General features: G+C 41.9%; 21 protein-coding genes, 1 pseudogene and 1 riboswitch. Of the genes and pseudogenes, 16 read left to right on the top strand and 6 right to left on the bottom strand.

The window, feature by feature from the left end; all coding sequences use genetic code 11:
- Positions 1 to 67 precede the first annotated feature (67 nt).
- Positions 68 to 274 carry a DUF378 domain-containing protein gene (locus C0213_06300; GenBank protein ID AUX12041.1) on the bottom strand — a complete coding sequence of 69 codons (207 nt, stop codon included), beginning with the start codon at positions 272 to 274 and terminating at the stop codon, positions 68 to 70.
- 194 nt (positions 275 to 468) lie between these two features.
- Between C0213_06300 and C0213_06295 the strand changes: the two genes are divergently transcribed.
- Positions 469 to 756 (top strand): hypothetical protein, encoded by a 288-nt coding sequence (locus C0213_06295; GenBank protein ID AUX12040.1) that lies wholly within the window; start codon positions 469 to 471, stop codon positions 754 to 756.
- 55 nt (positions 757 to 811) lie between these two features.
- Here the strand turns inward: C0213_06295 and C0213_06290 are convergent, their stop codons facing one another.
- Positions 812 to 1240, bottom strand: a complete 429-nt coding sequence (locus C0213_06290; GenBank protein ID AUX12039.1) for a GNAT family N-acetyltransferase — start codon at positions 1238 to 1240, stop codon at positions 812 to 814.
- A gap of 348 nt (positions 1241 to 1588) precedes the next feature.
- Between C0213_06290 and folB the strand changes: the two genes are divergently transcribed.
- The 11 genes and pseudogenes from folB to thiW all read left to right on the top strand — a co-directional run bounded on the left by folB (position 1589) and on the right by thiW (position 9231).
- Positions 1589 to 1939, top strand: coding sequence for a dihydroneopterin aldolase (folB, locus tag C0213_06285; protein AUX12038.1), 351 nt, complete (start codon positions 1589 to 1591; stop codon positions 1937 to 1939).
- Positions 1936 to 2466 carry a 2-amino-4-hydroxy-6-hydroxymethyldihydropteridine diphosphokinase gene (gene folK / locus C0213_06280; protein ID AUX12037.1) on the top strand — a complete coding sequence of 177 codons (531 nt, stop codon included), beginning with the start codon at positions 1936 to 1938 and terminating at the stop codon, positions 2464 to 2466. The genes folB and folK overlap by 4 nt, the downstream gene beginning before the upstream one ends.
- Complete coding sequence (gene folE, locus C0213_06275; protein AUX12036.1) at positions 2438 to 3007, top strand: GTP cyclohydrolase I FolE; 570 nt, start codon at positions 2438 to 2440, stop codon at positions 3005 to 3007. Before folK ends, folE begins: the two co-directional genes overlap by 29 nt.
- Before the next feature lie 11 nt (positions 3008 to 3018).
- Entirely contained in the window at positions 3019 to 4326 is a 1308-nt protein-coding gene (locus tag C0213_06270) for a bifunctional folylpolyglutamate synthase/dihydrofolate synthase (GenBank protein ID AUX12035.1), read from the top strand.
- A 10-nt stretch (positions 4327 to 4336) separates the two neighbouring features.
- Positions 4337 to 5422 carry a dihydropteroate synthase gene (gene folP / locus C0213_06265; GenBank protein ID AUX12034.1) on the top strand — a complete coding sequence of 362 codons (1086 nt, stop codon included), beginning with the start codon at positions 4337 to 4339 and terminating at the stop codon, positions 5420 to 5422.
- Positions 5419 to 5919: a phosphohydrolase gene (locus tag C0213_06260; protein AUX12033.1), complete on the top strand. Its 501-nt coding sequence runs from the start codon at positions 5419 to 5421 to the stop codon at positions 5917 to 5919. The genes folP and C0213_06260 overlap by 4 nt, the downstream gene beginning before the upstream one ends.
- 47 nt (positions 5920 to 5966) lie before the next feature.
- Positions 5967 to 6617 (top strand): GNAT family N-acetyltransferase, encoded by a 651-nt coding sequence (locus C0213_06255; GenBank protein AUX12032.1) that lies wholly within the window; start codon positions 5967 to 5969, stop codon positions 6615 to 6617.
- Positions 6618 to 6667: 50 nt separating this feature from the next.
- Entirely contained in the window at positions 6668 to 7210 is a 543-nt protein-coding gene (locus C0213_06250; GenBank protein ID AUX12031.1) for a hypothetical protein, read from the top strand.
- A 108-nt stretch (positions 7211 to 7318) separates the two neighbouring features.
- The gene (locus C0213_06245; protein AUX12030.1) at positions 7319 to 7780 is read left to right on the top strand and encodes a GNAT family N-acetyltransferase; all 462 of its coding nucleotides are present in this window, start codon (positions 7319 to 7321) and stop codon (positions 7778 to 7780) included.
- Between the two features lie 64 nt (positions 7781 to 7844).
- Positions 7845 to 7934: riboswitch (TPP riboswitch) on the top strand.
- A gap of 112 nt (positions 7935 to 8046) precedes the next feature.
- The gene (gene tenA / locus C0213_06240; protein ID AUX12029.1) at positions 8047 to 8733 is read left to right on the top strand and encodes a thiaminase II; all 687 of its coding nucleotides are present in this window, start codon (positions 8047 to 8049) and stop codon (positions 8731 to 8733) included.
- A pseudogene (gene thiW, locus C0213_06235) lies at positions 8723 to 9231 on the top strand (energy coupling factor transporter S component ThiW). The gene tenA and the pseudogene thiW overlap by 11 nt, the downstream one beginning before the upstream one ends.
- Positions 9232 to 9284: 53 nt before the next feature.
- On the opposite strand, the gene C0213_06230 reads toward thiW, so the two are convergent.
- The 3 genes from C0213_06230 to C0213_06220 form a co-directional block, all read right to left on the bottom strand.
- The gene (locus C0213_06230) at positions 9285 to 10250 is read right to left on the bottom strand and encodes a diacylglycerol kinase (protein AUX12028.1); all 966 of its coding nucleotides are present in this window, start codon (positions 10248 to 10250) and stop codon (positions 9285 to 9287) included.
- A 133-nt stretch (positions 10251 to 10383) separates the two neighbouring features.
- Positions 10384 to 12072 (bottom strand): RNase J family beta-CASP ribonuclease, encoded by a 1689-nt coding sequence (locus C0213_06225; protein ID AUX12027.1) that lies wholly within the window; start codon positions 12070 to 12072, stop codon positions 10384 to 10386.
- Between the two features lie 4 nt (positions 12073 to 12076).
- Positions 12077 to 12289 carry a hypothetical protein gene (locus tag C0213_06220; protein ID AUX12026.1) on the bottom strand — a complete coding sequence of 71 codons (213 nt, stop codon included), beginning with the start codon at positions 12287 to 12289 and terminating at the stop codon, positions 12077 to 12079.
- Between the two features lie 196 nt (positions 12290 to 12485).
- Between C0213_06220 and C0213_06215 the strand changes: the two genes are divergently transcribed.
- Genes C0213_06215 through C0213_06205 form a run of 3 tightly spaced genes read left to right on the top strand, consistent with a single transcriptional unit; the run spans position 12486 to position 16488 of the window.
- Positions 12486 to 12971 (top strand): hypothetical protein, encoded by a 486-nt coding sequence (locus tag C0213_06215; protein ID AUX12025.1) that lies wholly within the window; start codon positions 12486 to 12488, stop codon positions 12969 to 12971.
- A 27-nt stretch (positions 12972 to 12998) separates the two neighbouring features.
- Positions 12999 to 14738 (top strand): multidrug ABC transporter ATP-binding protein, encoded by a 1740-nt coding sequence (locus tag C0213_06210; protein AUX12024.1) that lies wholly within the window; start codon positions 12999 to 13001, stop codon positions 14736 to 14738.
- The gene (locus C0213_06205; protein ID AUX12023.1) at positions 14725 to 16488 is read left to right on the top strand and encodes an ABC transporter; all 1764 of its coding nucleotides are present in this window, start codon (positions 14725 to 14727) and stop codon (positions 16486 to 16488) included. The genes C0213_06210 and C0213_06205 overlap by 14 nt, the downstream gene beginning before the upstream one ends.
- A 48-nt stretch (positions 16489 to 16536) precedes the next feature.
- Here the strand turns inward: C0213_06205 and C0213_06200 are convergent, their stop codons facing one another.
- Entirely contained in the window at positions 16537 to 17094 is a 558-nt protein-coding gene (locus C0213_06200) for a peptide deformylase (GenBank protein AUX12022.1), read from the bottom strand.
- Between the two features lie 502 nt (positions 17095 to 17596).
- Between C0213_06200 and C0213_06195 the strand changes: the two genes are divergently transcribed.
- Complete coding sequence (locus C0213_06195; GenBank protein AUX12021.1) at positions 17597 to 18280, top strand: hypothetical protein; 684 nt, start codon at positions 17597 to 17599, stop codon at positions 18278 to 18280.
- Positions 18281 to 18469 lie beyond the last annotated feature (189 nt).

Raw genomic sequence — 18469 nt, 5'->3', positions numbered from 1 at the left:
AGTGGACTAGAACTTTTTAAATATAGTCATCAAAAAAAGCCCTCAAGTGAGGGCTTTTTTCATGTTATTAACGTGCCATGTTATTGATATTAGCAAATAATTTAATACAGTAGAGCGCACTTAGTCCAACTAGGACATAAACAATTCGTGAAATAATAGCTGCTTGGCCGCCAAATAGCATAGCCACAAGGTCGAATTTAAATAAACCAACAAGTAGCCAGTTTAAACCACCTACGATTAATAAGGCAAGAGCGATATTGTCTAAAGTCTTCATAGTTCAACACCTCCTTCTTTAACTTAAAAATAACATCTTCAAGAAGTTGGGACAATGTAATTGCTCACAATGTTTACTAGAATAATTTTAGAGCTCTAGTGCCAGTAATCTGTTCAAGATGCATGTCAAGAATGTTATTTAATTTTTTTCTGTTGTAAGATATTAGCAGTAATAAAATGTCAGGAGCGAGTTGAATGAAACACTTTGAACCAGCACGGATTAATGATCAGTATTCTTTAACGCTAAATGAGACTGGGAACGTCATGTTAACTAAAGTAGGCGTCGGTATCGTGGGGCAGATGAGTTACTACTATACTCGCAATGATTTACCTTTGTTTGTTTGTCGTTACGAACCTCGTGCGGATCTGAAAACAATTCATGATGTGATGGTTCAATTGGACGCCCAGCTGGCAGAAATGGTCGGTTGCGGCTGCTTAATGGTTGGCGGTCAGAATGTGGCACAACAATGTAAAATGGTCTAATTAAAAGAGGACACACTATCTAATGGATAGTGTGGCTTCTTTTGTAGAAAGCTATTTATCTTGTCAAATGTAAAATCGGATATGGTTTATCAAAACCATCGCGTTCACTGCGAGATGCAACGGTAAAGCCGTGCTTTAAGTAGAACGTTTTGGCACGTTGATTTTGTTCATTTACATCAATTTTATTAATCTGTTGATTATTGATTAACCAATCTAAAATTTGATGGCCATACCCGCCACCAATGTAATGAGGATCGAGAAATAGCATCTCTAATTCTTGAGCGTTGGTACCACTAAACCCGATTGGCTGGTTATCTAGTGACCAGATTCTGAGAACCGTTTGAGCCAGAAATTGGGGGATTTGTGTTTTATAAAAGATTACGTCTTCAGGTTGCAAGAAGTTATGCGTCGCTAAAACGGACCGTTCCCAAATATCGAGGACTAGCGCATAGTCTGAGGTGGTTGCTAATTGATTCGTTAGCATTTTATGACCTACTTTCAGTTTATTGATAGATTAAATTAAATGGTTCTCGAAGTCAATTGTGTGACTAATAATGTTTTTTTTAGTTATTTTTAAAAATAGCAATACTGCTTAATCATTTCGGTTAGGCAGTATTTTTTTATTGGGGAAATGCGCTGATATATAATGATGAGAGAACGACATCATTTTATGCAGATTTATTTAAGATTATCAAGTTTGTGAATTGTTAAAAAATGATGAAAATTATGAACGAAATTTCGTCAATTTAAATATTTAGCGGCATTATCCGAATGAATTCCGTATATTTGTGATAAAATATTAGCCAACGAACGGTTATTAGGAGGCGGACTGATGTATCATATTAAAATTAATAATATGCAGTTTCATTCGCATATTGGTGTTTTTCAAGCTGAGAAGGATCTAGGGCAGCGAATTGAAATTGACTTAAAGGTGGCAATCATGACGCCTTATCAAGGAGACGAATTAACGGATACAGTCAGTTATGCGGATTTCTATGAAGTGATTGCCCAATTAATCGCCAAATCACGCGCTAATTTGGTTGAAACTATCGCGCATGAGATTATCCAGGCAATTCACGCCCTTGATACTGAACGAATTGGCTCAGTCGCGGTTAAGGTGCGTAAAATTGCGGTGCCGATTGAAGGTATTTTTGACCATGTCGAAATCGAGATGGAGGGTTGAGTTTGATTAACCAAGTTTATATTAGTTACGGCAGTAATATGGGTGATTTAAAGGCGAATATTAATCAGGCGCTAGCCCTTTTGGCAGCTGATCCGAAAATTCAAATTGAACGGCAGTCGGCTTTTTACCAAACCGCGCCGGTGGGGCCAGTTGAACAAGCCGATTTTATCAACGGTGCTTTAAAAATCAGTACCGATTATACGCCGGCTCAGTTGTTGGTTGTCTTACATCAAATTGAGCAGGCGTGTCGGCGGGAACGAACAATTCACTGGGGGCCGCGAACGTTGGACCTAGATATCATTTTCTTTAATGAGCTGGTCTTACAGAGTGACACATTAGTGATTCCCCATCCAGAAGCCTTCAAGCGGTTATTTGTGCTAGTGCCAATCTTAGAAATCTGTGGGGCTGACTTTTATCAAAAAGAAGTGATTGAAACCCAGATTGATGTCTTACAGCAGGATCAAACCCAGACGATTAAACGATTAGAAGAGGTAAACGATGATAGAACAAGCAAAGCAGCAAATTGAAAAAGATGTGCGTGATATTTTAAAGCAAGTTGGCGATGATCCTGAGCGTGCTGGCGTATTAGAAACCCCCCAACGGGTTGCTAAAATGTACGGAGAAGTTTTGGCCTATCAGGGGGAAACCATCTTTAAGGACTATAAGTTATTTGAAACTGAAGAGACCGATGATGATCAGATGGTGATGATGCAAGACATTCCGTTTTATTCGATGTGTGAGCACCACATGTTGCCCTTTTTTGGTCAGGTTAGCGTGGCCTATTTACCAGCCAACGGGCAGATTATCGGCTTGAGTAAAATTCCCCGGTTAGTGGATTTCGTTTCAAAACGCTTGAGCGTTCAGGAAAATTTAACGCGTGATATCGGACAAATTTTAAATCAAATATTAAAGCCACACGGGGTTGCGGTTCAAGTGACGGCGCGCCATATGTGTGTTGAGATGCGCGGCATTAAGAAGGCCAATAGTCAGACCCATACGACTTTTTACAGCGGTAATTTTAAAACCGACCGCCAATTACGCAGTGAATTTCTACAACTATTAAAATAGGGGATTTTAGTATGCAAGATGAGGAAATAATCACGCAATTACCAGGGATGTTATATGGTGAAGACGAACGAGTGACGCTCTTGCGCCAGATTTTAAAGGCGATGGGGCAGCCAGATCATGCTTTTTCAATTATTCATGTTTGTGGAACGAATGGCAAAGGCTCAACGAGTGCGATGATTGCGGCAATTCTGCAAGCATCTGGCTACTCCGTGGGGTTATTTACGAGTCCGCATATCATGGCAGTCGAGGAAAGTATTCAGATTAACCGGCAGTTGATTTCAAAGGCGCAGTTTGAACGGTTATTGACGACGGTCCAAACCGTTTTAAAAAAACTCGGCTTTGATCCGACGACGGACTTATCGTACTTTGAAACATTAGTATTGGTGGCGTTGGTCTATTTTAAGCAACAACAAGTCGATTATGTCCTGTGGGAATGTGGCTTGGGTGGTGCGTTAGATGCAACCAATGCGGTTGATCGAGTGGCCTACACGCTATTTACGAAGATTAGTCTCGATCACATGGCATTATTGGGTGATACGATTGAGGCAATCGCTACGACCAAATCTAAAATTATTCGGCCACAAACGCCAGTTATTGTGGCTCCCGAACAAACGAAAACGGCTTTGCACGTTTTAGAGGCTGAAGCTGGGCGACAATCAGCACCGCTGCAGATTGCTTCCCGTGATTGGCTCGTCACAAGTCATCCAACCAGCGCGGGCCAAGCGGTGACGATTAAATTACCCGAGCGTGCATCATTAACGATTTCTTTAGCCTTGGCGGGGACCTATCAATTAGAGAATCTCCTAACGGTACTGACCTGGTATCGTCAATTTTGTCGCGATCAAGGGCAAGCGCTAGACGAAGCCGTTTTACAACGTGCTTTAGAGCAGGTTGGCCTGCCAGGTCGCTTTGAGCGCTTGGCAACAGAGCCGCTAGTTGTGATTGATGGCGCCCATAATCCGGATGGCATTCGGCAGTTTGTCCGGAGTGTTCAAGAACGCTACAGTGATTACGACTTAACGATTGTGACTGGCTTTTTAAAAGATAAGGCGGTTGCTGAATGCTTACAGCTTTTAACGCAACTACCAGCGCGGTTTATTTTAACGACCCCCATCAATCCGGATGACCGCCAATTACCAGTTGCTGAATTAGGGGCGCTATACACGCAGATAACGGGCCAAACAACGCCTGAATATCCAGCAATTGAAGCCGCTTTAAAGGCGGCTAATCAATCAGTAAGGGGCCCTAAACCGCAAGTTATTTTAGTTGTGGGCTCATTTTATTTATTAAAAACAGTTCGGCAACACTTTTTAAATTAGGGAGGATCACATGCAAATTAGCGAAGCGCAATCCAGTCAAGGGAATGATACGCTGTTAAGCTTCAGTGGGGATGCAGCTGAAATCGAAACATTACAGCGCCTTTGTTTAGCCAGTCATTGTTTAATTCAGCAGTTGGATCAACAATGGTTTGGCCAGTTTAGTCTTTTTCAACTAGCGGCGTTACAACGAAAATGGCCACAATATTTTGGCCAGTCAAACGCGCAATTGACACAAATCTGGCAGGCCAAGCAAATTTTATGGACCGGGCCGGGTTTCAAGTTCGATTTAACGGTTGACCCGATTGTCTATGCGATTATTAACTGTACACCGGATTCTTTTTACGACGGGCAACCGAGCCAAGCGCTGGGCCAGATTATGACGAAAATTGAGGCTGATTTGGCCAATGGTGCCGCGGTGATTGAAGTCGGTGGCAAATCAACGCGCCCAGGCTATCAAGAAATTACGCCGGATGAAGAATGGCAACGAATCGCGCCCGTGATTGCAGCAGTGCAACAGGAATGGCCCAACGCGGTGTTGGCAGTTGATACCAATAATGACGATGTTATGCAGCGGGCAGTCACAAGCGGGGTACCAATTTTGAATGATATCGATGGTTTTAATAAAGCGGCTAAGCTCGAAGTCGTCGCCAACCATCGGCCCGCAGTGGTCACGATGTATAATGGCCGCCATTATCAAAATGACGTTTTTGAAACGCTTGATCAATTTTACCAAGAAACATTAGCGAGCCTCGAGGCGGCCGGGTTAACACGTCAACAAATTGCTTTGGATCCTGGCGTTGGGTTTTCACACGCTAAAAACACAGCGTCATTGGATTTGTTTAAGCTCAATAGTATTCAACCAACAATGCAGTATCGTGCGCCAATCATGGCGGGGATTTCTCGGAAAAGTTTTATGGAAAGTAAATTTGATTATCCGATGGCAGAACGCTTAACCGCAACGCTATTATTGGAACAATTGATGGTTGAGCAGGGGGCCCGTATTCTGCGCGTGCACGATGTTTTGGCAACGCATAAAATGATCAATTTATTCAAAGGTTATCAGCAAGCCGATTTGTTAATGGCGGCGCGCTCATGAATGACTTGTTAGCACAAATTCAGCGGCTAGCTGAGCAATCGGCAGCGTTTAATGATCTGCCAAAATATCAGATGATCAGCGAATTAATGGCGCACCAAACAGCCCCGCTTTATCGAGCAGTCAACGATCACTATCATTTATCCGCTAGTGCGCTTGTTTTTAAAAATAATCAGTTGTTGATGGTGCGCCATCCATACTTGCAGCAATGGTTATTACCAGCGGGGCATGTTGAACTGTCTGAAACGCCAGGTCAAACCGCTCTGCGGGAATTACTAGAGGAAACCGGGCTAGTCGGGGAACAAGCGCAGTTGGTGGATGCTAATTTAATTGCGATTCCGGAGAATCCAGTGAAAAAGCAAGCAGCCCACATGCACATTGATTGCCGTTATTTAATCACTGCAAGAAAGCAGCCAAGCGCATCAGCCGAGCTCCCTAATCGATGGGTTGCGCAAGATGCAGCACCAGCGGAATTTCAACCCTATTTTAAACTTCAATAAACCAGATATTTTTTTAAAATTAAAAGCATTATTACTAGGAGAAACAAATGGCGATTACAATAAGACATGAAGAAGAAAAAGATTATAGAATCGTGGAAGAAATCACACGAGAAGCCTTTTGGAATTTATATTTTCCGGGAGCAGTCGAACATTTACTAGTGCACAACATCAGAAAACATCCTGACTATATTCCCGAACTGTCGTATGTTATTGAATTAGATGATCAAATTATCGGTAGCATTTTCTACACAAAGGCTAAAGTGATCGATAAAGAAGGGGTGGCGCATCCGATTATTACTTTCGGACCAGTTAGTATTTCACCGGCGTATCATCGACAGGGATTTGGGCGGATGTTGATTGAGCACTCACTTGCTGAAGCGAAAAGACGGTGCTTTAACGCAATTATTCTTGGCGGTTTTACGTATCACTATCATCCTTATGGATTTGTGGGGACCAAGAAATACAATATATCGATGCCTGATGGTAAATTTTATACGGGGGTAATGGCCTTACCGTTATTTGAAGGTGCATTAGATGGTATTAGCGGCAGCGTTCATTTTTCAGAAGCGATGTATCCAGATGAATCGTTCTTAGATGATTTTGATCAAACATTTCCACCAAAAGAAAAGCAAGTTCTCCCACATCAAGCAGACTTTGAAAAAGCGGTTAGCGAAATTGACAATCATGACTATGATTAAATAAAAACTGATGATCAAATTATTTTAGTGGTAAAAATTGAGGTATAAAGATGAAAATTGAAGTGGTGGCTTACCGCAAAGAATGGGCAGCTCAATTTATTAGTGAACGAGAGCGCCTAAAAGCAGCTTTGCCGATAGTTTTTTTACAAATTTTTCATATTGGTAGCACGTCTGTAAAAGGGCTTGCTGCTAAACCAATCATCGATCTTTTGTTAGTGGTTGATAACTTGCAGGATTTAGATAACAACCGGGCGATCTTTGAACAGCTGGGTTATGAAGTATGTGGTGAGTTTGGGATTCCTGGGCGGCGTTACTATCGCAAAGGTGGCGATCAAAGAACGCATCAAATTCATGCTTTCGCGTATAATAACTTATATGAGATTGAGCGGCATTTAGCCGTTAGGGACTATTTAAGAACCCATACTGATGCAGTAGCGCGTTATGCAACGGTTAAGCGGGCGGCGGCAGAATTTTCAGGAAACGATATCGAAAAATATGGTGATTTTAAAGAAACGTTTGTGAAACAGTTAGAAGAAGCCGCCATCAAATGGCGCCTACAAATTAAAGCAAACAATGAAGGTCATCAGCTGTAGCGTAACTCCAAAATTGGCAAAGACGGTGCAAGCTGATTTTACGCAAGCATATCAGAATTAAGTTTGATTAATAATGATGTGAAAATCTTTAAAAGAGGGGGGAAATAAGTGGAGATTAGACGTTATCAGCCGGGGGATTGTCAAGCAGTCGCAGAGTTGTTTTATAAGACAGTGCATATAGTGAATGCTGGCGATTATACGAAAGCGCAGTTGGCTGTATGGGCCACTGGTGAGCCTGATTTAAAGCAGTGGGATCAATCGCTGCAATCACATTTCAGTGTTGTTGCACTTGAAAATGATAACCTGATTGGTTTTGGAGATATCGATCAAGCTGGCTACCTCGATCGGTTATTTGTCCATGCCGATTATCAAAGAAGAGGCGTAGCGACTGCTATCTGTCATCAGCTCGAGCAGGCTGTTGCAGGCCGAGTTATCACGCATGCTTCGATTACAGCCAGACCGTTTTTCGAAAGTCGGGGCTATCAGGTGATTCGAGAACAACAAGTAGCACGGCAAGGTGTTTTATTGACCAACTTCGTTATGGAGAAAGAGCAATCATCAGTAGACTGAGTCGCTTGATGATGATTTTAGTGAATAACCGCTTCCATTCGTGCTATAATGAAGCCACAATTGAATAACGCATCTGGGGTGCCTAAGAGCTGAGATTATACCCATTGAACCTGATATAGTTAGGACTAGCGCAGGGAAATGTCGTGTCGTTTGTTAATTAAACGTGCTTATTTTGGTACCCGTCAATTTTTAATTGGCGGGTATTTTGAGTGCTTGTCAAGTGGCCCCAGAAGTGAATTGATTTCAATTCGTACAGGAGGGGCAACATGTCATTTACAAGTATTGTTGAAAAGAAAGTCGCACCATATTGGCAAGGTAGTTTACGTCATCCGTTTATCGTTCAATTGCAAGCGGGGACGCTGCCAGAAGAAATATTTCGGTATTATTTGATTCAAGATCATTATTATCTTTGTCATTTCAGAAAGTTACATCAAATCGTCGCCGATCGCTGTCAGGATCAAGAATTAAAAGCGTTGATGACACTAAGCGCAACTGGTTTGAAAGATGGTGAAATGATCGTTCGGGAACAATTCTTTGAAGCTTTAAAAATAACGGCTGCTGAGGTTCGAGCGACGCCCATTGCGCCGACAACTGATCACTATGTTGCTCATATGTATCGGCAATTATTTGCGGATAACCCCGCCATCGCGGCGGCTGGTTTATACCCATGTGCTTGGTTATACGGTGATATCGGAATGGCTTTAAGTCAACAGCCGGCTTCACCTAATCCTTATTATCAACGCTGGATTGAAACCTACACGATGGCTGAATTGCAGGATGAAATTCAAATGATGGGCATTGTTTTAAATCGCTTGTATGCAGCCAGTTCAGCGGAAGATCAGGTCAAAATGGTGCAGGCGTTTGTTCGTAGCAGCCAATTGGAATATTATTTTTGGGAGATGGCTTATCGCAAGGAACAATGGTTACGCGGGGACGAATACGATGAACAATAGCCGAACGAAGCGATTAACCATCCTTGCGATGATGATTGCACTAGATGTCGTCTTATCACCGTTATTTCGCATTGAAAGCATGGCACCGATGTCGAGTGTTTTGAACGTTACTGCAGCGGTTTTAATGGGGGCCCGTTCTATGCAACCGTAATGGCGTTAATGACGGCCGTTTTAAGAATGATGTTACTGGGGATTCCACCTTTAGCCTTAACGGGGGCTTTTTTTGGCGCTTTATTAGCTGGCCTTGGTTATCGGTATGGCGGTCATATTGGCTGGGCGCTTGCGGGTGAAATTTTAGGAACGGGCTTAATTGGTTCACTGCTTTCTTATCCGGTCATGACTTGGTTTACGGGTAGTGCTAATGGTTTATTCTGGTTCGTTTACACGCCGCGTTTTTTCGTTGGTGCCATCTCTGGCAGTTTAATTGCTGGTTTATTCTGGCTTAAATTAAAGGAAACCGCGATTTTTAAGCGCGTGCAGGCTGATTTTTATAGGTAATAAAAAAGAAGAACAACGTTAAATGGCGTTGTTCTTCTTTAATTTGTAAAAGCTTATTTGAATTGTTCTGTTTTAGTTGTTGTTAGCCAGAAGGGTTGGGATGTGACCTTGAAGTGCATATCAAATGCGCGACTACCCATCTCTTCGCCATCGACTTGGCCAAATTCTAACGTTTGGGTTCGAACGACAAGATCATCAGTTCTAAAATGATGAACCGCCTTATAGCGGGTGTGTTTGCCCATTAGCATCATGATGAATAGGTAGCAGAAGAAGAAAACGTTCAACTTTTCAATCACCACGAGGTCGAGTTTTTGATCATCGACGCGGGCAGAAGGCATGATGGGAACACCACCGCCAAAGTAAGGATGATTCGTGGTTGTGACTAGAAAACCACGGCTAAAGTTTTTAACGGTGGCGTTGGCCTTGACGGTCACTTGGAAAGCATCTTGCGATGTAAAGGCCTGGATTAGCGAGAAGACGTAAGATAAGGAGCCGAGATGGCATTTGTTTAAGAAGCGTTTGCTTTTAGAGTTGTTAGTGATACTGACGACGGAAGCGTCAAAACCAATACCGACATTGTTGACGAAATAACCAGTCTCGTTCTTGAGAGCATCGTGATAGACACCCAAATCGATATTGACGGGGGCGGTAGCTGCAAGAATCTGTTCGAGCGCTTGTAGTGGATCGCTATTTAAGCCAATCCCACGCGCGAAATCATTACCAGAGCCACAAGGTAAATATGCGATGGGGATATCATGTTTACCGGCACTTTGGACCCCATTAATGGCTTGGTTTAAAGTACCATCACCGCCGACAATCAACAAAACTTGATTCGTTCGTTTAAAACGGGCAAATTGGTAGGCAATCCGAGTGGTATGACCGGGATAGCTAGAAATTTGTAATTCATATGAAATACCGCGTTGCTTGAGGGCAGTTTCGATTTGCGGCCAAATCTTCTGAGCTTGGCCAGTACCAGCAACTTGATTTAAAATAATATAAAAATGTGGCGTATCAGCCATTCGGATACCCCCTTTCAGAAAAGATATTCGGTGTATATTATAGCGGGAAATGACAAGTTTTACTACCTAAATTTTTGATAAGAATTTAAAAAAAGGGCGATACAAACGTGAGTTTGTATCGCCCTTAAAGGTTTTATTCATTACTTTGAATGATCATTGGTAAAATCATCGGATGACGTTCCGTCTTTTCAAATAAGAAATCTTGAAGGCCATCGATGATTGCTTCTCGGACTTGGCTTTCAGTGACCTTGTCGTTAGCATTGAACGTGTTGACGATCATTCTGAAAACCCGTCGTTGGGCTTCGCTGATCAATTCACCAGATTCACGCATATAGACAAAGCCCCGTGAAAGGATATCAGGACCGGCAAGAATGTTTTTCTCACCGAAGTTAATCGTTGCGACAACCACGACCAAGCCTTCTTCAGAAAGCATTTTACGATCGCGAAGGACAACATTACCGATATCACCAATCCCGTTACCATCTACATAAACATCGTCGGCACTGAAATGGCCAGCAACATGTGCTGAGTCAGCGGTTAAGGCTAAGACATCACCATTTTCAAGGATGAAACAATTATCTGGTTCAACGCCACATTGTTGGGCGAGTTCGGTATGAATCTTTTGCATCCGGTATTCACCATGACAAGGCATGAAGAACTTAGGTTTCATTAAACGCAACATTAATTTTTGTTCTTCTTGGCCACCATGACCAGAAGTATGAATGTTGTTGACCTTACCATGAATAACTTCAGCGCCTGCTTCAGAAAGCTTATTGATAACGTGGTTAACGCTCGTTGTATTCCCAGGAATTGGATTACTTGAGAAAACAACTGTATCGCCAGGTTGGATTGAAATCTGACGGTGAGTACCGTTAGCAATCCGGCTCAAAGCGGCCATTGGTTCGCCTTGAGAACCCGTACAGATAATCATCACTTTATCGGCAGGTAATGAGTTAAGTTGACTTGCATCAACTAGTGCTTCATCAGGAATATTTAAATAACCTAATTCACGACCATTAACAACGGCAGCTTCCATACTACGACCGAAGACCGCAATCTTTCGACCGTTAGCAATCGCTGCATCGGTTGCTTGTGAGACACGTGAAATATTAGAAGCAAAAGTTGCGAAGATAATCCGGCCTTCAATCCGTTCCACAATGTGGCGGATTGAATTGCCAACAAAACGTTCTGATTTCGTGAAGTTAGGCACTTCAGCATTGGTACTATCAGACATTAAGCAAAGAACGCCTTCTTCGCCAAGACGTGCCATCTTTTGAAGGTTGGGGGAAGGTTGATTACCAACTGGTGTTAAGTCAAACTTGAAATCACCAGTTTCAACAACGACCCCTTGAGGTGTATGAATCGCAACCCCTAATGTATCAGGAATTGAATGGGTTGTCCGGAAGAAATCAACACTGGTTTTGCGGAATTTAAGGACGGTATCTTCGTTTATTTCATGTAATTCAGTAGACCGCAAAAGGCCATGTTCTTCTAACTTACCGCGAATTAAAGCAAGAGCTAAAGGACCTGCATAAACAGGAACGTTTGGCACTTGTTGTAAAAAGAAAGGTAACCCACCAATATGATCTTCATGACCATGAGTAATCACAAGGGCTTTGATTTTTTGTTGGTTCTTTTGAAGATATTGATAATCGGAAATGACATAGTCAATCCCTAATAATTCATCTTCTGGAAACTTGATGCCGGCGTCAATAACGATAATTTCATCTTGGAATTGAACACCGTACATGTTCTTACCAATTTCGCCAAGACCCCCTACGGCAAAAACGGCTGTTTCATTGTTTTTTATATTGAGTTTCATTTATTTAGAACTCCGTTAATTTGAAGTCTTCTGATTCTTGTTCGTAAGCTAAGTGTTCACCAGTAAGCTCTTGTACAAATTCAATATTGTAGGGTGTATTGTCTTCAACAAGTTGACGTGCTTCAACGGCACTGTTAGCTTCAAGATAGAGGGATTTAGTTGCCTCGCGTAGAGGGCTTTGTGTTTTGTCTGCTTGGAAAAGTACTTTATAAATCAATTGTAAAACTCCTTTGATATTCATCTTATTTTTAAACGAAAGTTTAACCGTCCAGAGGTTGATTACTCAACATTTAAGAATATTTTAGCATATCTTTTGTTTAAAGTATACATTGAGCAATGGCCTCGTAATAGCGAGTTTACTCTAATTCGGTTATAATTATGACAACCGTTACAAATAGAAAGAGGGGGTTGCCATGTTGATTTGGTTATTACTACTAGTCTTAATTGGATTGGTGGGCGGTCTAGCTTGGTTCATTCATCGTATTCGTCGACAAAGAGCCATGCGGATTTTACAAAGTAGTAGTCAAGAAACGGTAGACGAGATTGTCAATATTGCGTATCAAAGATTATTGAGCGTCCAACCGCAATTTTATACGAAACAAGCAACTTTGACTGCCAATTTACCAACAGAAGTTTGGGGCGGGAATGTGATGTTGTTTGAGTATCGCGTGAATGTTTTACAAACGGATGTGTCGTTAAAACCGATTACAGAAACGTTAATGCAGACTTTAAATGAGGTTGCAGATGAGCGACGAATTGCCTCTGTTAATCCTAAATATCCAGCGTTAGTGATTACGGATGCTTGGTTATTGGACCAGGAGTACCATTTTGATGTGGCGTTTATTGTCAATCGGGAAACGATTGAATACGTCAAGGATATGGCACGTGTGATGGACTAAATTTGAAACAAGAAGGAGTTAGCACCTATGAAATTAATGTGGCGCTATACCATTCGCTATAAAAAACTACTATTTTGGAATTTTATTTGCGTATTTGGGTTTATTTTAATTGAACTAGGATTACCAACTTTATTAGGACAAATTATTGATAAAGGCATTAATCGCCATACGGTTGGCCCCGTTTGGCAATACGGGACTTTAATGGTTGTTATTTCCTTAATAGGACTGATTGGTTTAATTGGCTTAGCTTACACGGGGAGTCGTTTAACCACTAATTTAACGCGTGATATCCGGAACGATATCTTTAAAAAGACGATGCAATTTTCACATCATGAATATGGTGAATTTGGGGTATCTTCTTTAATTACTCGGACAACCAACGATGCCTTTCAAGTGACGCAATTCATGGTGCAAGTGTTACGAACTGGGTTTATGACCCCGATGATGATCGTTGCCAGTGCGTTTATGATTGTGCGGACGAGTCTGTCGTTATCATGGATTGTTTTCGCAGCCATTCCAATTTTATTAGTTGGGGTGGTCATCATTGGGTGGTTATCTGAACCAATGTCTGCAGAACAACAAAAAAACTTAGATGCCATCAATTTAAATTTACGTGAAAACTTAACTGGGATTCGGGTTATTCGCGCATTTGTGCGTGAAAAATTCCAGAGTATGCGTTTTAGAAAAGTCAACGAAGCCTACAGTCAGAGTTCAATCAAACTCTTTACATTAGTAGCGCTTGCACAACCTGGCTTTTCATTTATCTTCAATATTGTTTTCGTTTTAATCATTTGGCAAGGTGCGGTTCAAATTAATACTGGCAACTTGGCCGTAGGGACGTTAATCGCCTTTATTGAATATATTTTCCACGTATTATTTTCATTCATGCTTTTTGCGAGTGTCTTTATGATGTACCCTAGAGCAGCTGTTTCAGCGGAACGAATTGAAAAAGTCCTTAATTCACCCGTGGCTATTACGGATGATGACCAAGGGATTCAAACCACGACTACCCAAGGCGAATTGGCTTTCGAAAATGTCTCTTTTGCCTATCCTGGTCCGACCGAAAGTCCGGTCATTCGGGATGTCAGTTTTAAAGCTCATCCAGGCGAAACTGTCGCCTTCATTGGCAGTACGGGGAGTGGTAAATCAACCTTAATCCAATTGATTCCGCGCTTTTTCGATGTGACACGGGGACAAGTGATGATTGATGGTTACGATGTTCGTGATTATCAATTGAAAGCATTACGCCAAAAAATTGGTTTTATTCCTCAAAAAGCAGTCCTCTTTACCGGCACGATTGCGGATAACTTGCGCTATGGTAATCCGGAAGCAACGGATGCTGAATTATGGGATGCTTTAACGATTGCCCAATCCAAAACATTCGTGGCGGAAAAACCAGAGGGTCTCCAAACTTATTTGGCCGAAGGGGGTAACAACTTATCAGGTGGGCAAAAGCAACGGCTAGCGATTGCCAGAGCAATTGTTCGTCGGCCAGACATTTACGTCTTTGACGATAGCTTCTCAGCTTTGGATTATCAAACTGATGCGGCTTTACGGGGTGCTTTAAAATCGATTACGAAAGATGCGACGGTCTTAATTGTCGCCCAACGTGTAGGGACGATTATGAATGCGGATCGAATTGTCGTCTTAAATGAAGGCCAAGTTGTGGGCATCGGGACCCACAAGGAATTACTTAAAACAAATGAGGTTTATCGGGCCATTGCCGCCTCACAGTTATCAAAGGAGGAGCTCAATGAAGAATATTAAGGTGCTCAAACGCCTGATGCGCTATATTGGGCCTTATAAAATAACGTTCTGGTCAGCAATTACTGCAACGGTGATTTCCGTTTTAGCGAATGCGCTATGGCCATTTATCATGGGACTAGCAGTGACTGAAATTAGTCAAAACTTAGCGCAACACGTTGCCGTTAACTTTAGCTACATTACTAAAGTGATCGCGATGATTCTCAGCTTTGCATTACTCTATCAAACAATGATGTTTTTGGGGTCGTTTTTAATGACGCGTGCCGTCCAACACGCAATGCGTGATTTACGGCGGGATATCAATCTACAGATGAACGCTTTGCCAGTCCGTTTCTTTGATTCACAACAACAAGGCAATATCTTGTCGCGGGTTACTAATGATGTTGATGCAATCACCAATGCTTTGCAACAGAGTTTAATTCAAGTGGTGACTTCAATTTTGGGGATCATCATGGCAGTCGTTATGATGTTGACGATTAATTTATGGATGGCGTTATTATCCTTAATTATGATCCCAGCCTCACTTTTGATTTCCAAAGCAATCATCAAAAAGTCACAAGTTTACTTCCAAGGGCAACAAAATACCTTGGGTGAGATGAACGGCTATGTTCAAGAAAACTATGGTGGCTTCAGTGTCTTGAAGTTGTATGGTCAAGAAGAACGAGCAGTTGATGAATTTGCAGCGATTACCGATCGATTGACTGAATTTGGCTTCAAAGCGGCCTTTATTTCAGGAATCATGATGCCGTTAGTGGGTTTGACGACTAATCTGACCTACGCGGGGATGGCAACCTTGGGTGGTTACTATGTCTTGCACGGTGTCATTACGGTTGGTAACTTGCAGGCCTTTATTCAATATATTTGGCAGATTAATCAACCGATTTCGCAAATCACACAATTATCCGGTGTGATGCAAGCCGCTGCCGCTGCGACACAACGAGTTTTTGAAATCTTAGATGAACCGATTGAACCAACTGATCAAGAAACGGCTGAATTACCGGCTAATGTTCAGGGGAAAGTTGAATTTAAAGATGTCAGCTTTAGCTATGATCCAGCCAAACCGTTGATTCGTGATTTAAGTTTCACTGCCAATCCGGGCGATAAAATTGCGATTGTTGGGCCAACTGGGGCCGGGAAAACGACGATGATTAATTTATTAATGCGTTTTTACGATGTCAGTTCTGGTCAAATCCTGATTGATGGCGTCGATACCCGCCAATTGAGTAAACAGACAGTTCGCTCACTCTTTGGGATGGTGCTGCAGGATGCTTGGTTGTACCACACAACGATTACGGAAAATATTCGTTTTGGGAAGCTAGATGCCACTGAATATGAAGTCGTGGATGCTGCCAAAACGGCTAATGTTGATCACTTTATCCATACATTGCCAAATGGTTATCAGATGACAATTGATGAAGAAGCGGATAACGTGTCGTTAGGACAAAAGCAACTCTTAACGATTGCTCGGGCAGTGATTGCTAATCCTAAAATTTTGATTTTAGATGAAGCAACCAGTTCAGTCGATACGCGCTTAGAAAGCTTACTACAAAAGGCGATGGAAAAGGTGATGCAAGGTCGAACAAGCTTTGTGATTGCCCATCGCTTATCAACAATTCGGGATGCTAACCTAATTTTAGTGATGGATCACGGTCAAATTGTTGAAAAAGGAACGCATGATGACTTATTAGCCGCTAATGGTGTTTATGCTAAGCTTTATAACAGTCAATTTGCAGAAACAAAATTAAATGCATAGAAAAAAGGTTAAGCCCAATTTGGGGCTTAACCTTTTTTCGTTAGTTCATTATTCAAGAATAATCATATCATCCGGTGCGGCAAATGGATTTTCTTTGTTGATGTGGTCAAAGAAAAGAATACCGTTTAAATGATCGATTTCGTGTTGGCAAACAATTGCGGGATAGTTTTTAAGACGGATCTTATGACTAACACCTTCAACGTCTTGATAACGTAATGTAATTCTGTCGTGCCGGGGCACATAACCGGGGACTTCGCGATCGACTGATAGGCAACCTTCACCTTCGGCTAAAGCAGCGTCTTGAACAGAGTGGCTAATAATCTTAGGATTAATAATTACGTCCTTCAAGATTGGGGATTCGCCTTCAGGGCCTGGGACTAAAACGGCTGACATTTGTTTTGAAACATCGACTTGTGGAGCGGCTAAGCCAACACCGGCGCGTAATTGATATTTCGCAGCAATTTCTGGATCTTGGCTATTTTCCAAGAATGTCATCATGTCAGCGGCAAGTTGCCGATCTTCGTCAGATAATGGGAATGAAACAGGTTGTGCAATTTCTCTAAGTGTAGGATTACCCTCGCGGATAATATCTTTCATTAATATCACAGTTAAGACCTCCGATTAATTCATCATAGGTTATTCTAGCACAGAATTAAAAAAAACGGAACAAATGGGTTGACCCACCTATTGATAACCAGTAGAATGGGTATATAGAGATATCGCTTTTCCGTTAGGTGAGGCTCCTATATGAACATACGCTGCTACTCAGAAACATCGAGAGATGCCAATTGAGTCAACAGAAACTGCCAATGAAGGCTTTTTCTAACGTAGCTGAACATGGTTTCTACGTCATATAGTGCTAAAACTGAACGATTGGGAACGCCATGATGTTATGGATGACGCTCAATTGTTGTGCGTCTTTTTTTGTACAACTAAGTGTGATCTCTAAAATTAATTAGAAAGTCTGGTGAGTAAAATGTTGCAAACAGCTGAAGGTCCGTTAAGTAGTAGCGATAGTGATCATCCGAGGTGGTCTGTCTTTTTACTGCCAGCATTAGGCTAGCAGTGTTACGACGACTTCCTCAAAAGGGAAGGAGTGTCGAACGCGATGCACAAGAATTTAAAGCAAGAAACAACATTAAACGCAATCACAAGCAGCGGGATGTTAATGCGTTTGTTGGCAACTCGTCCAAGCGGGTTAACAACGATTGAAGCTGCAAAACGCGCATCGTTAGTTGCCGATTCAAATCGGATGGCAAGTGTTGTGCGTGATGGCTTTCTACGTGAAATTGGTGTTGATCAAATTGTAGCAGGTGACATCTTAGTATTAGATGCGACAGAAAAAGCACCAGTTGCCGTAGCGACAATTGATAAAGAAATGGCGGTCATCAAAGCTGGTACAGTTGTTAAAACTGGTACCAGAGGTGTCGTGTTGAATGAAACACTATCACCTAAGGATGATATCGCTAAGGTTCGCCTAGGAAATGCCTTCTTAATGGCAGTGGCAGCACTTGTATCATTCTTTGCGGTCCTTGCAGTCAACGAATTTGCTTTTGTTGGTGTGACAATTGGCTTAGCAATTTGTACTGCCGTTATGATGATGCGTGTTACAAAAACAGGGCAATTCAAAAATTTACTTGTTTTTGTAAGTATCGGTCAATTACGGATGCGCCTACTAGTTAATCTTCACCGTCTCATGACTCATTTAAGAGTTGAACCAGTTTGGACGGATGTTCAACGCTTCCTAGTACATGCTGGGAACGCTGAAATTCCCCAACCGGTCTTGGCGTGAAGTACCCCAACAAATATAATGACAAGCGTTTAGTACAGACGATGGTTTGTACTAGCGCTTTTTTTGTGCGCGATTATCGCTGCTATTATATAACAGAATTTTAATATATTATATAACAGAAGTGGTCGGTGGTGAACGTTAGTCAGTTGGTGACTAAATTCACATATACATAAAACGATAAGTGTAAGA

Origin of the sequence: Latilactobacillus sakei, from assembly GCA_002953655.1 — a bacterium.
GTDB lineage: Bacteria > Bacillota > Bacilli > Lactobacillales > Lactobacillaceae > Latilactobacillus > Latilactobacillus sakei_A.
This window is presented reverse-complemented; position numbering and strand designations above follow the sequence as displayed.

Excerpts from the sequence above, each read along its gene's own strand:
- folE (AUX12036.1), top strand. The coding sequence starts at position 2,438 with ATGATAGAACAAGCAAAGCAGCAAATTGAAAAAGATGTGCGTGATATT.
- C0213_06270 (AUX12035.1), top strand. The coding sequence starts at position 3,019 with ATGCAAGATGAGGAAATAATCACGCAATTACCAGGGATGTTATATGGT.
- folP (AUX12034.1), top strand. The coding sequence starts at position 4,337 with ATGCAAATTAGCGAAGCGCAATCCAGTCAAGGGAATGATACGCTGTTA.
- C0213_06205 (AUX12023.1), top strand. The coding sequence starts at position 14,725 with ATGAAGAATATTAAGGTGCTCAAACGCCTGATGCGCTATATTGGGCCT.
- C0213_06295 (AUX12040.1), top strand. The coding sequence starts at position 469 with ATGAAACACTTTGAACCAGCACGGATTAATGATCAGTATTCTTTAACG.
- tenA (AUX12029.1), top strand. The coding sequence starts at position 8,047 with ATGTCATTTACAAGTATTGTTGAAAAGAAAGTCGCACCATATTGGCAA.
- C0213_06255 (AUX12032.1), top strand. The coding sequence starts at position 5,967 with ATGGCGATTACAATAAGACATGAAGAAGAAAAAGATTATAGAATCGTG.
- C0213_06225 (AUX12027.1), bottom strand. The coding sequence starts at position 12,072 with ATGAAACTCAATATAAAAAACAATGAAACAGCCGTTTTTGCCGTAGGG.
- C0213_06230 (AUX12028.1), bottom strand. The coding sequence starts at position 10,250 with ATGGCTGATACGCCACATTTTTATATTATTTTAAATCAAGTTGCTGGT.
- C0213_06300 (AUX12041.1), bottom strand. The coding sequence starts at position 274 with ATGAAGACTTTAGACAATATCGCTCTTGCCTTATTAATCGTAGGTGGT.
- C0213_06195 (AUX12021.1), top strand. The coding sequence starts at position 17,597 with ATGCACAAGAATTTAAAGCAAGAAACAACATTAAACGCAATCACAAGC.
- C0213_06215 (AUX12025.1), top strand. The coding sequence starts at position 12,486 with ATGTTGATTTGGTTATTACTACTAGTCTTAATTGGATTGGTGGGCGGT.
- C0213_06250 (AUX12031.1), top strand. The coding sequence starts at position 6,668 with ATGAAAATTGAAGTGGTGGCTTACCGCAAAGAATGGGCAGCTCAATTT.
- folB (AUX12038.1), top strand. The coding sequence starts at position 1,589 with ATGTATCATATTAAAATTAATAATATGCAGTTTCATTCGCATATTGGT.
- C0213_06210 (AUX12024.1), top strand. The coding sequence starts at position 12,999 with ATGAAATTAATGTGGCGCTATACCATTCGCTATAAAAAACTACTATTT.
- C0213_06260 (AUX12033.1), top strand. The coding sequence starts at position 5,419 with ATGAATGACTTGTTAGCACAAATTCAGCGGCTAGCTGAGCAATCGGCA.
- C0213_06290 (AUX12039.1), bottom strand. The coding sequence starts at position 1,240 with ATGCTAACGAATCAATTAGCAACCACCTCAGACTATGCGCTAGTCCTC.